Annotated in this window: 8 protein-coding genes and 1 pseudogene; 6 read left to right on the top strand and 3 right to left on the bottom strand. The window is 68.9% G+C overall.

The features are described 5' to 3' along the window. Both NN2_RS34550 and metH read right to left on the bottom strand, forming a co-directional pair. A partial coding sequence (locus tag NN2_RS34550) for a serine/threonine-protein kinase (protein ID WP_156511559.1) occupies positions 1 to 833 on the bottom strand: 833 nt, incomplete at its 3' end. Between the two features lie 74 nt (positions 834 to 907). Beyond that, positions 908 to 4,486 carry a methionine synthase gene (metH, locus tag NN2_RS34545; protein ID WP_063019359.1) on the bottom strand — a complete coding sequence of 1,193 codons (3,579 nt, stop codon included), beginning with the start codon at positions 4,484 to 4,486 and terminating at the stop codon, positions 908 to 910. A 162-nt stretch (positions 4,487 to 4,648) separates the two neighbouring features. Between metH and NN2_RS34540 the strand changes: the two genes are divergently transcribed. Continuing rightward, positions 4,649 to 5,509, top strand: coding sequence for a PAC2 family protein (locus NN2_RS34540; protein ID WP_210743458.1), 861 nt, complete (start codon positions 4,649 to 4,651; stop codon positions 5,507 to 5,509). A 72-nt stretch (positions 5,510 to 5,581) separates the two neighbouring features. Here the strand turns inward: NN2_RS34540 and NN2_RS34535 are convergent, their stop codons facing one another. After that, the gene (locus tag NN2_RS34535) at positions 5,582 to 5,887 is read right to left on the bottom strand and encodes a hypothetical protein (protein ID WP_062965122.1); all 306 of its coding nucleotides are present in this window, start codon (positions 5,885 to 5,887) and stop codon (positions 5,582 to 5,584) included. Positions 5,888 to 6,198: 311 nt separating this feature from the next. Between NN2_RS34535 and NN2_RS34530 the strand changes: the two genes are divergently transcribed. The 5 genes and pseudogenes from NN2_RS34530 to NN2_RS34510 form a co-directional block, all read left to right on the top strand. Beyond that, the gene (locus NN2_RS34530) at positions 6,199 to 7,314 is read left to right on the top strand and encodes an NsdA family TPR-like regulatory protein (RefSeq protein ID WP_231982940.1); all 1,116 of its coding nucleotides are present in this window, start codon (positions 6,199 to 6,201) and stop codon (positions 7,312 to 7,314) included. A gap of 58 nt (positions 7,315 to 7,372) precedes the next feature. Continuing rightward, a complete protein-coding gene (locus tag NN2_RS34525; protein WP_030518368.1) occupies positions 7,373 to 8,137 on the top strand; it encodes a DUF2127 domain-containing protein in 765 nt (254 codons plus the stop codon). Positions 8,138 to 8,296: 159 nt separating this feature from the next. Further along, entirely contained in the window at positions 8,297 to 9,805 is a 1,509-nt protein-coding gene (locus NN2_RS34520; RefSeq protein WP_063019361.1) for a TIGR02677 family protein, read from the top strand. Next, positions 9,805 to 11,247, top strand: coding sequence for a TIGR02678 family protein (locus NN2_RS34515; RefSeq protein WP_063019363.1), 1,443 nt, complete (start codon positions 9,805 to 9,807; stop codon positions 11,245 to 11,247). The genes NN2_RS34520 and NN2_RS34515 overlap by 1 nt, the downstream gene beginning before the upstream one ends. Before the next feature lie 2 nt (positions 11,248 to 11,249). Next, positions 11,250 to 12,602 (top strand): annotated as a pseudogene (locus NN2_RS34510) (endonuclease); the annotation flags it as partial.

The raw sequence follows: 12,602 nt of genomic DNA, 5'->3' as shown, positions 1-12,602 counted from the left end.
ACCAACGCCGCCGATCGGCCGTCGGCGACGGCCTCGAGCGCCTGCTGCGCCTCCCGCATGGTCGGCCGGTCGGCGCCGTCGGCGGCCAGCAGGCTCATCAGCACCGGGCCCAGCGATTCGGCGCGCTTGGGCTCGGGCACCTTGGCACTCACCACCGAATGCAGCACCGCCAGCGGGTTGTCGCCCTCACCGAACGGCGGCGCGCCCTCGACGGCCGCATACAGCGTCGACCCCAGCGCGAACACGTCCGACGCCGGCTCCGGATCCTCACCGCGCGCGATCTCCGGCGACAGATATGCCGGAGTGCCGGCCAGGAAGCCGGTCGAGGTGACCGTGACGTCGCCGACGGCCCGCGAGATCCCGAAGTCGGTGATCTTCACCGTCCCGTTGTCGGCAACGAGGATGTTCGCGGGCTTCACGTCCCGGTGCACGATGCCGGCGTCGTGCGCGGCGGCCAGCGCCGCGGCGACCTTCGCCCCGATCCGGGCCACCTCGCGCGGCTCGAGCGGCCCCTTGTCGCGCATCAACGCCGCGAGGCTCTGCGCGTCGACGTATTCCATCACCAGCCAGGGCTGGCCGTCCTCCTCCGCGACGTCGAAGACGGTGACCGCGTTCTGATGGTGCAACCGCGCCGCGATGCGTCCCTCCCGCATCGCGCGCATCTTCGCCTCGAGCGCCTGCGCCTTGGTCAGCCCGGGCGCCAGCAACAGCTGTTTGACCGCGACGGTGCGCCGCAGCCGGACGTCACTGGCGCGCCACACGACCCCCATGGCTCCACTGCCGATGGGATCGGCCAGTCGGTACCGCCCGGCGATCAGCCGATCTGAACTCATGGTGTCCAACCCCTCCTGCGCTCACACGCCGAGCCGCCTTGCCACTCTGCGTGACGCCCGGAAACGCCAAAATCCTACGCGTTGAAGTATTTTGCTTCCGGATGCAGCAGGACGAAGGCATCGGTGGACTGTTCCGGATGCAGCTGCAACTCCTCCGACAGCGACACGCCGATCCGGTCCGCCTCGAGCAGCGACACCAGTTTCGCGCGGTCCTCGAGTTCGGGGCAGGCCCCGTAACCGAAGGAGTAGCGTGCGCCACGGTAGCCGAGTTTGAAGTAATCCGTCACCTCGGCGGGGTCCTCGTCGGCGACCGAATGTCCTTCCAGCACAAGCTCTTCGCGAATCCGGCGGTGCCAGTACTCGGCCAGCGCCTCGGTGAGCTGCACGCCGATGCCGTGCACCTCGAGGTAGTCGCGATAGTTGTTCGCCGCGAACAGCTCGTTGGCGAAGTCGGCGATCGGCTGGCCCATGGTGACCAGCTGGAACGGCAGCACGTCGACCTGTCCGCGCTCCACGGCCAGCTTCCGCGAGCGCACGAAGTCGGCGATGCACAGGAACCGGTCGCGCTGCTGACGCGGGAAGGTGAACCGATAGCGTTGCGGCGCAGCGGGGTCCGGCTCGGTGAGAACGATCACATCGTCCCCCTCGGATACGGCCGGGAAGTAGCCGTAGACCACTGCCGCATGCTGCAGCACGCCCTCGGTGGACAACCGGTCCAGCCAGTACCGCAGCCGCGGGCGGCCGTCGGATTCGACCAGTTCCTCGTAGCTCGGCCCCTCGCCGCCACGCTGCCCGCGCAGACCCCACTGCCCCAGGAACAGCGCGCGCTCGTCCAGCAGGCCCGAGTATTCGCCCACCGCAAGACCTTTGATCACCCGCGTGCCCCAGAACGGCGGCACCGGCACCGGCAGATCGGCGGCCACGTCCGAGCGTTCGGGCACCTCGACGGGCACCTCCTTGGCGCGCCGTTCCGCCGCGATGCGCTTGGACCGCTCGTGGCGGGCCTTGCGCTCGGCGGCCTTGGCGCGTTCGGCCTCGGCGTCGGGACTGTCCGAATCGCCCGCGCCGCCACGCTTGCGGGTCATGATGTCGTCCATCAGGCGCAGGCCCTCGAACGCGTCGCGGGCATAGTGCACATCGCCGGCGTAGACGTCGGTCAGATCGTTCTCGACGTAGGCGCGGGTCAGCGCGGCGCCGCCCAGCAGCACCGGGAACTGGTCGGCGACCCCGCGGGTGTTCATCTCCTCGAGGTTCTCCTTCATCACCACCGTCGACTTGACCAGCAGACCGGACATGCCGATCACATCGGCCTTCTTGTCGGTCGCCGCGTCCAGGATCGCCGAAATCGGTTGTTTGATACCGAGATTGACGACCTCGTAGCCGTTGTTCGACAGGATGATGTCGACCAGGTTCTTGCCGATGTCGTGCACGTCGCCCTTGACCGTGGCCAGCACGATCCGACCCTTGCCGGAGTCGTCGGTGGCCTCCATATGCGGTTCCAGGTGCGCCACGGCGGCCTTCATCACCTCGGCGGACTGCAGCACGAACGGCAGCTGCATCTGACCGGAGCCGAAGAGCTCACCGACGGTCTTCATCCCCGACAGCAGCGTTTCGTTGATGATCTGCAGCGGCGGCACCTCCTGCATGGCCGCGTCCAGATCCTGCTCCAGCCCGTTGCGGTCGCCGTCGACGATGCGCCGCTCCAGGCGTTCGAACAGCGGCAACGCGGCCAGTTCGTCGGCGCGGGAGGCCTTGGCCGAGGCGGCCGACACGCCCTCGAACATCGCCATCAGCGTCTGCAGCGGGTCGTAGCCCTCGCGGCGGCGGTCGTAGATCAGATCCAGCGCCGCGGTGCGCTGATCCTCCGGGATCCGGCTCATCGGCAGGATCTTCGAGGCGTGCACGATCGCGGAATCCAGCCCGGCCTCGACACATTCGTGCATGAACACCGAGTTCAGCACCTGCCGCGCGGCCGGGTTGAGGCCGAAGGAGATGTTCGACAGGCCGAGGGTGGTCTGCACCTGCGGGTGGCGGCGCTTGAGTTCGCGGATGCCCTCGATGGTCTCCACACCGTCGCGCCGCGACTCCTCCTGGCCGGTGCCGAGGGTGAAGGTCAAGCAGTCGACGATGATGTCGCTCTCGGCCAGCCCCCAGTTGCCGGTGATGTCGGCGATCAGGCGCTCGGCGATCTCGACCTTCTTCTCCGCCGTGCGAGCCTGGCCCTCCTCGTCGATGGTCAGCGCCACCACGGCGGCGCCGTGCTCGGCCACCAGGCGCATGATCTGCTGGAAGCGCGAATCCGGCCCGGCGCCGTCCTCGTAGTTCACCGAGTTGACCGCGCACCGCCCGCCCAGATGTTCCAGACCGGCCTGCAGCACCGGCGGCTCGGTGGAGTCGAGCATGATCGGCAGCGTCGAGGCGGTGGCCAGCCGGCCCGCCAGCTCGGCCATGTCGACGCTGCCGTCGCGGCCGACGTAGTCGACACACAGGTCCAGCATGTGCGCGCCGTCGCGGGTCTGGTCCTTGGCGATGTCGAGGCATTTCTGCCAGTCGCCGGCCAGCATCGCGTCGCGGAATGCCTTGGAGCCGTTGGCGTTGGTGCGCTCGCCGATCATCATGATCGAGGCGTCCTGTTCGAACGGCACCGAGGTGTACATCGAGGACACGCTCGGCTCGTGAGCCGGATTGCGTTCGGCCGGAGTGACATTCGCGACCGCGTCGGCGACCTCGCGGATGTGCTGCGGGGTGGTGCCGCAGCAGCCACCCACCAGCGCGAGGCCGAATTCGGTGACGAAGCCGTGCAGCGCGCTCGCCAATTCGCCCGGGGTGAGCGGATATTCGGCGCCGTTGGCCCCCAGCACCGGCAGGCCCGCGTTCGGCATCACCGACACCGGCAGCTGAGCGTGCTTGGACAGATGGCGCAGATGTTCGCTCATCTCGTCCGGGCCGGTGGCGCAATTGAGACCGATCATGTCGACGCCGAGTGGCTCGATCGCGGTCAGCGCCGCACCGATCTCACTGCCGACCAGCATGGTTCCGGTGGTCTCGACCGTGACGTGGGTGATGATCGGAATGCGCCGCCCGGCCCGTTCCATGGCCCGGCGGCTACCGGTGACCGCGGCCTTCACCTGCAGCAGGTCCTGGCAGGTCTCGATCAGGATGGCATCCGCGCCCCCCTCGAGCATGCCGAGCGCGGCCTCGGCGTAGGCGTCGCGCAGCGCGACGAAGGGGGCGTGGCCCAGGGTGGGCAGTTTGGTACCGGGGCCCATCGACCCCAGGACGTAGCGGGGCGTGCCGTCGGCGGACGGGCCCATCTCGTCGGCGACCTCGCGGGCGAGCCGGGTGCCGCGCTCGGACAGATCGCGGATCCGGTCGGCGATGTCGTAGTCGGCCAGGTTGGGCAGGTTGCAGCCGAAGGTGTTGGTCTCGACCGCGTCGGCGCCGGCCTCGTAGTAGGCGCGGTGAATGCCGCGCAGCACGTCGGGGCGGGTCTCGTTCAGGATCTCGTTGCATCCTTCGAGGCCACGGAAGTCGTCGAGCGTCAGATCCGCGGCCTGCAACATCGTGCCCATCGCACCGTCGCCGATCACGACACGCCGGGCAAGCGTGTCGAGCAACGTGGTATCGAACTCGGCGCGGGAGGACACAGACATGTACCCCAGAGTAGTGGGCGGCCCCGACAATCCTGACCACCGGACCGGGCGGCCCGTGCCACATCGCTCCCGACACGCGGTATCCCGCAATATGCGGTGAACGACACCGCCGCCACGCCGTAGGCTGACCGGGTGAACCCCAGTGCCTCATCCGATCCGGCAATGCCGACGTTGCGTGATCCGGTTCTCGTCGCCGCCTTCGAAGGCTGGAACGACGCGGCCGACGCCGCCAGCGGCGCCGTCGAACATCTGGAACTGATCTGGGACGCCGAACCGCTGGCCGAACTGGATTCCGAAGACTACTACGATTACCAGGTCAATCGGCCGACCGTGCGCCAGGTCGACGGCGTGACCCGCGAGATCCAGTGGCCCTCGACCACGCTGTCGGTGTGCTCACCTCCCGGTAGTGAGCGCGACATCGTGTTGCTGCACGGCATCGAGCCGAATATGCGCTGGCGAGCGTTCTGCTCCGACATCATCGAACTGATCGAGCAACTGCAGGTCACGACGGTGGTGATTCTGGGAGCACTGCTCGCGGACACGCCGCACACCCGGCCGGTCCCGGTCACCGGCACCGCCTACAGCAAGGAAGCGGCCGAACAGTTCAGCCTGGAACAAACTCGCTACGAGGGCCCGACCGGCATCACCGGCGTGCTGCAGGACGCGTGTGTGCGAGCGGGCGTGCCGGCCATCTCGTTCTGGGCGGCGGTTCCGCACTACGTCTCCCAGCCGCCGAATCCGAAGGCGACCATCGCGCTGCTGCGCCGGGTCGAGGACGTGCTCGATATCGAGGTGCCGCTGGGCGAGTTGCCCGCGCAGGCCGAGGACTGGGAGTCCGCGGTCGACGAGATGACCGAGGGTGACGAGGAGGTCACCGAATACGTGCGGTCGCTGGAGGAGCGCGGCGACGCCGCGGTCGACCTCGACGACGCGATGGCCAAGATCGATGGCGATGCGATCGCCGCGGAATTCGAGAAGTATCTGCGCCGGCGAGGCGGCGGCAAGGGCGGATTCGGCTTGTAGCCGGTGGCGGCGCCGGACACTCGGCCGGCGGACGGGTCCCGCGGACGCGTGTCCGGCGACAGCCGCGCGCGGTCAGGTCTCGATGGTCAGCACCTGGGCCTCCGCGTCGTGAGCCAGTTTCGCGATCAGCACGTCGCGCGGAATGGTCTGGCCCGCAAGATGATCGAGGGACGGAACCACCACATGGTGTGCCTCGGCCCGCTTGAGCTCGGCCGTGAGTTCGGCGAACGCGGTGCCGTCACCCTGGGTCGATTCATGGAACGTCGCGGCGAAGCAGAGGCCGACTTCGCTGGCCAGGGTGCACATCGCATCCTCCAGCTCGGCGGCGTGACCGTCGGCCAAATCGTCACGCACGTATCCATAGATCAACGCTTCCACCCGAACCTCCGTTTGGATGTGTAAGGGACTCGCTGTTCTGTTGTGGATCACCTGCTAGTGGATCACCTTCTGCGGACGGGAAAACCGCCCGAATCGAGCATCCGTCATCGGCAAATGCAATTGCAGATGTCAATGACGGACAACCGCGTGCCCTATTGGGTCCAACTCGCGTTAACTGGTGGGATACTACAGACGTGGCCGTGAGTGACGATCGACCCGTCTGGGCTGTCAGGATGCGCTCCGAACGCGACGCCCGGGGGTGGTCCCAAGCGGATGCCGTCCGTGCGATGCGCGCGAAGTCATCCCACAACTTGCCGACAGACAGTACCCTCCTACGCAATTGGCGCCGTTGGGAATCGGGCGAGTCGCGCCCGGACGATTTCTACGCGCCGATCATCGCGGCGGCGTTCGACACCGTCACCGCGGCGTTTTTCCCCAAGGCGCGCCCGAATCGGGACGACGAACTTTTGTCGTCAACGGGAATGGACACGCTCGAGTTCATCGGCCGGCTACGGATGTCCGACATCTCCTCGGCCACACTGGATGCCATTCGCATCACCGCCGAGCGGCTGTGCTGCGAATATCCCTTCGCCGACCCGCACGAACTGCATACCGAGGGCACCGCGTGGCTGCGGCGCATCACCTCGCTGCTGGACGGGCGGTTGACCCTGGCCCAGCATCGCGAGGTGCTGGTCCTCGCCGGTTGGGTGGCGTTGCTGGTCGGATGTGTGGACTACGACCTGGGCCGGCGCACCGCCGCGGAGGCGACCCGCCGCGCGGCCCTGTCACTGGGACAGGAGGCCGACCATCCCGAAATCGTCGGCTGGGGTGCGGAAATGGCGGCCTGGTTCGCCATCACGCAGGGCAACTACCGCGGTGCGATCGAGGTGGCCGAGTCCGCCCTGGACAACTGCCGCGGCATGGGCGTCGGCGTGCAGCTGGCCGCGCAGCAGGCCAAGGCGTGGGCCCGCATCGGCGATCGCGAGGCGATGGAACGCGCCCTCGAGCGCGGCCGAAATATCTTGCGGCAATTGGACAATCCGGCAAATCTGGACAACCACTTCGTGGTCGACGCGCAGAAGTTCGACTTCTACGCCATGGATTGCTGCCGGGTCGCCGGTGACAACCGCCCGGCGGAAGCCTATGCCCGCCAGGTGATCCGCAGCGCCACGGGCCTCGACGGTTCGGTCCGTCAGCCGATGCGCGTATCCGAGGCACAGCTGACGCTGGCCGTCGTAGCGGTCCGCGATCGCGATCTGGAGCTCGCGGTCGACGAGGCGATGCGGGCGTTCGAGGGCAAGCGCCGCTCGCTGCCCTCACTGCTGTGGATCGCGGGCGAGGCGGCGCGGGAGATGATCGAACGCTATCCGTCCGATCCCCGCACTCGCACCTACCTCGAGCAGCTGCGGGTCCTGTCGATGAGCTGAGCGGATTCGCCTGCGCCGCTGAATTGCACGATGCCGCCGGGGTTGTACGCTGCGACGAATGGACTTCAGTCTGCGCAGCTGCTCGTGGCACGGGCACGCCACCTACGCCCCCGACGAAGCGGAACTGGCTGCGCGCCTGCATGTTTCGACGGCCGCCGGCGAAGCCTGGCGGTGTCTGCGCTGCGGGAACTTCGTGATCGGCGAACCGCGCGGACGCGGCCCGGCCGACGCGGCGCCCGAGGTGCCGCGCGGGCGGCTGCTGCGCGACCGGCTGATCATGCGGCTGCTGGCCACCGAACGCGTGATCCGCGGGCTGGTGTTCGTGGTGCTGGCCGCCGGGGTGTTCAAGGTGCGCAATTCGCAGGAGCAGCTGCATGCCGCATTCGATCGCGAGCTGCCGCTGATCCGTCCGCTCGCCGACCAGATCGGCTGGAATCCCGACAATTCCAAGATCGTGGCGTTCATCGAGAAGGGCTGGACGCTGTCGCCGACCGTGCTCACCTGGATCGCGGCGGGGTTGCTGGCGTACGCCGTCATCGAATTCGTGGAGGCCGTGGGCCTGTGGTACGTGCAGCGCTGGGGTGAGTATTTCGCGGTGATCGCCACCTCGCTGTTCCTACCGCTCGAAATCTACGAGCTCACCGAGCGCATCACCGTCGTCCGCGCCGGCGCCCTGGTGATCAATATCGCCGCGGTGCTGTGGTTGCTGTGGTCGAAGCGGTTGTTCGGCCTCAACGGCGGTGGCGCCGCCTATCATCGCGAGCACAGTGAGGAGAGCCTGCTGACCGTGGAACGCTCCGCGGTCGCCACCGAGGCGGGGTGACGGCACGCCGAGGCCCGGGTGCGCCGCCGCGGCGCACGGGCAGGTATTACGCTCGTGCCGGTGACCGAGTCCGCTGACCGATTGCTACCCGCCGAACCCGCACTGTTCGACGGCGTCTCCCGCACCCGGGACGAGACGGTGATCGAGGGCGCGGATCGGCTGCGGTTGTTCTCCTTCGCCACCGCCGACAAGCGCAACGACTATCTGTGGGTGCTGCGCGCCTTCGATCACGCGCGTGCCGCCTATGTGGTGCTGCTGCATGCCTCCGATGTGGCCGACACCCTGGCTCGGATGCTCGATGCCCCGCACCCCACCGCCACCGAGATCGGGCCGCTGCTCGAACAGCTGCACACCTGGGGTGTGCTGGAACGCAGTTACGACGGCACCCGCGCGGCGACCCTGGCCGAATATCGCAACCGGCACTACGTATATCAGTTCTCGCAGGCCGGATATCAGGCGTACCGGGCGGTGAACGAGGTCCTGGGCGCGCGCTTGGACGAGGCCTCGCTGTCGCGGCTGGTGCTCCCGGAACTGCTGGCCGATCTGCAAGCACTGGCGCAGGCCAATCGCGGCGGGGACGCCGAGCGGGTGTACCGGATCCTGAAGCGACTCGATACCGCGCTGTCCGAATTGGCCGACCGCGCGGCGCATTTCTATCTGACCCTCGGCGATCTGGTCCGCACGACCGAGGCCACGCCGGAAGCCTTTCTCGCACACAAGGATGCGCTGCTGGCGCACATGCGCGAATTCAGCATGGATCTGGCCCGCTACGCGCCCCGGCTGGCGGCCGCGATCGCCGAGGTCGACGACACCGGCGCCGAGTCGCTGATCGCCCGCGCCGCGTCCTGTGACGAGCGGGTGCTGCTGGACATCGGCGCGCGCGAAGCCGATTGGCGGGCTCGCTGGCAGGGGCTGCGCGGATGGTTCGTCGCGGTCCGCGATCGCGGCGCGCCCGACCCGGCCGCCGAATCCGCACCGGCGACCGAGGCCGAACGGTTGCGGGAGGCGACCATGAGCGCGATCGCGGCGGTGCTGTCGCTGCTGCGCCGCGTGACCGAAACACGCAAGGGCGGGGTGAGCCGGGAGTCGGCGCTGCGGCATCTGGCCGGTTGGTTCGCCGCCGCGCCCACCACCGACAGTGCGCACGCCCTGTTCGACGTCGTCTTCGGATTGGGCAAACCCCGGCACCTGTCGATGGAACATCCCGACGCCGACATCATTCCCGCCCACCGATCCTGGTGGGAGGCAGCGCCGCTGGAGATCGCGCGCACGCTCGCCGAAACCGGCCGTCAGCCCACCCCGGGCGCGCCCGCGCGGCTCGTGCGCAACGATGCCGGGGTGCGGCGGCTGCGCCAGGCGCAGTTGGAGACGCAGCGGGCCCGCGCGGCGGCCGCGATGTCGCTGGCCGCCGCCGATGTGCACGACCGGGTGCTCGACGAACGTGAAACCGAGGTCCTGCTGCGGCTGCTCGACGCCGCCTCGACCGCGTGGGTGCCCGTGAGCGGCCGGGTGAGCACGACCGGATCCGACAGCGGCGTCACGCTGACGGTCCGCGAACATCCCGGCTCCACGGTGGTGCGCACGGCCCAGGGCCTGCTGTATCTGGATCACCGCCGGCTCGAGGTGCGCGAGAATTCCCGCGCCCGCACCGCCTCCGGTCGGTCGTGATGCACGCGAAAACCATCGACCCGCTCGCATTGGACAGCTACCAGCGCGCGGCGCGGGTCCTGCTGGCCAATCATCTGGTGACCCGGACCTTCCCGGATCGCATTGCGCTGCCGTTGATCCGGCGCTGGGCCACGGAACTGCGCGAGGACATGGCCGAGCTGCTCGGTTACCGGCTCGAGGTCACCGAGACCACGGCTCGGCTGTTCCCGATCCCCGACCGGCTCGACACCGGCCGTCCCGCCCGTACCCCCGCCGATCGTATCTTCGACCGTCGCCGCTACGCCTATCTCTCCCTCGCCCTGGCGGCGCTCGGTCGCGCCGGTGATCAGATCACGCTGTCGGAGTTGGCCGATCAGGTCGCGGCCTACGCCGTGCGGGTGGAAGGGCTGGAACTGTCGACCGAACGCGCTGCCGACCGGGATGCGTTCGTGGACGCGGTGGCCTGGCTGGCCGCCCGCGGCGCCCTGACCCTCGCCGACGGCGACGCCGGTGGCTGGGCCGCCGACCCGGAAGCGGGTGAGGCACTCTACGACATCGACCGCTCGGTGGTGTTCGCGATATTCCGGCCGCCGCGCGCGTTGCAGCACCTGCACAGTGTGCGCACCCTGCTCGCCGACGACACCGATTCCGCCGCAACGGTTTCCGTGCCGTCGCGCGCCGCGGCCGCGCGCCGGGTGCGGCGGGCGCTGATCGAACTGCCGGTCGTCTACACCGAAACCCTCGGTGCGGCGGAACAATCCGCGCTGGGCAGCGAGAAGATCGTGGCGGAGGTGGAGTTGCTCACCGGGTTGCGCGCCGAACGCCGCGGTGAGGGTGTGGCCTTGATCGACACCTCCGGCCGGTTCTCCGATGTGCGCTTCCCCAGCACCGGAACCCTCGCGCAGGTGGCGCTGCTGCTGATCGGCGAGATCGCCGACCGGGTCCTCGACATCGACAATCCGCTGCCCCGGCAACCGCGCCCGCCCGCCGCCACCGGCATCGCCGACGGTCTCGATGCCGCCATTCCGGCGGCCACCGTCTTCGCGCCGCTGGTCACGGCGCCGCAGGAGCCCGGCGACGCGGATGATCCGGCCGACGAGGAAGGTCCCGAGCCGATCACCCATCCATTCGTCGACGACGAGTGGATTCGCGCGACGGTGCACGCGCTCACCGAGCGGTACGGTTCGACCTTCGCCGCTCAATGGCAGGCCGACGTGGGCGGGCTCACCACCGAGGTGGTCGGTCTGCTGGCGCGGCTGTCTCTGGTGGAGATGGTCGACGGCGGTGTCCTGGCACTGCCCGCGCTGGCCCGCTATCGGGGCGCGGTGGTCACCGTGCGCACGCGGGCCGAAACCGAATTGTTCGCCTCGGCACGATCGCTGGGCGCGCACGCCACCGGGCAACCGGCGACCGCACCGGCCGGCGCCGCGGGATCCAGTACCTCAGGAAAGGGGACGGAGTAACCATGGACCTCATTCACGGTGGTGTCCGCTTCATTCCCACCCGCGCCGGAATCGTCAATCTGTGGGACTACCGCGATCAGGAATTCTGCTTCGCCGACGGGCGGCTGGTGCTGCGCGGTCCGAACGGATCCGGCAAGACCAAGGCCCTGGAGGTGTTGTTCCCCTTCGTCTTCGACGGCCGCATCGAACCGCGGCGGTTGAATCCGTTCGCCGGTGAAGAGCGCACGATGAAGTCGAATCTGCTCTATCGCAAACAGGATTCGGCCTATTCCTATGTCTGGATGGAATTCGCGCGCGGGCGCTGGTCGGATCCCGAGGTGGTCACCGTCGGCATCGGCATGCGCGCGACCCGGTCCTCGGACAAGGTGACGCGGTGGTATTTCGTCGCCGACGGCCGGGTGGGCGTGGACTTCTCGCTGATCGGACCCGACGACCGGCCCTTCACCCGCAAACAGCTGGCCGAGCAGATCGGCACCGACGCGATCGTGGACCGCCCCGTCGACTACCGCGCCGCGATCGACGCGCGCATGTTCGGCCTCGGTGTGCAGCGCTACGACCAGTTGATCAATCTGATCCTGACGCTGCGCCGCCCGCAGCTGGCCAAGAACCTCGATCCGCGCGGACTGTCGCAGGCCCTCACCGACGGTCTGCGCCCGCTCGACGATCAGCTGATCCTCGACGCCGCCCGCTCGTTCAGCGATATGGAGGAGGTCGGCCGCACGCTCGAGGGGCTGGTCGCCGCCGACTCCGCCACTCGCACCTTCGTCGACGTCTATCGCAAATACCTTGCGGTGCAGGCGAAGTCGGATGTGGATCAGGTGCGCTCGCGGCTGGACGCGGTGACCCACGGCAGCACCGCGCTGTTCGCGGCCGCGGCACTGCGGCAGCGGCGCGAGACCGAGCGCACCGCCGCCGAGCATCGCGCCGAGGAGGCCGATCGCGCCTACGAGCAGGCCCTGACCGATCGGGAGACGCTGCAGCGGTCCAGCGCCTACGAGGGCAAGCAGCAGCTCGACGATCTGGCCGATGCGGTGCGGCGGCTCGAGACCTCGGCGGCGGTCCACCGCGACAAGGCGACCAAGGCCCAGCAGGCGGCCGACCAGCGCGGCGAGGAATACGAACGCGCCACCGCCGCGGTCACCACCGCCGCCGCGGCCCTGGCCCGCGGTGAGGACGAACTGCGCGCGGCGGCCGAGGAGGCCGGAATCGCCTGGGCCGCCCTGCCGGAACAGGCCCGCACCGAACAACTCACCACCACCGTGCGCAGCCACGCCGAGGAACGCGACGCCGATGTGCGCGCGGTGCGCCAGGCGATGACGGTGGCCGATGCCGCCGCGGCCGACCGCACCCGCGCG

Source organism: Nocardia nova NBRC 15556 (assembly GCF_001613005.1).
Lineage (GTDB): Bacteria > Actinomycetota > Actinomycetes > Mycobacteriales > Mycobacteriaceae > Nocardia > Nocardia nova.
Note: the sequence above shows the minus strand (reverse complement) of the source record. Positions and strands in the feature narration are given on the sequence as shown.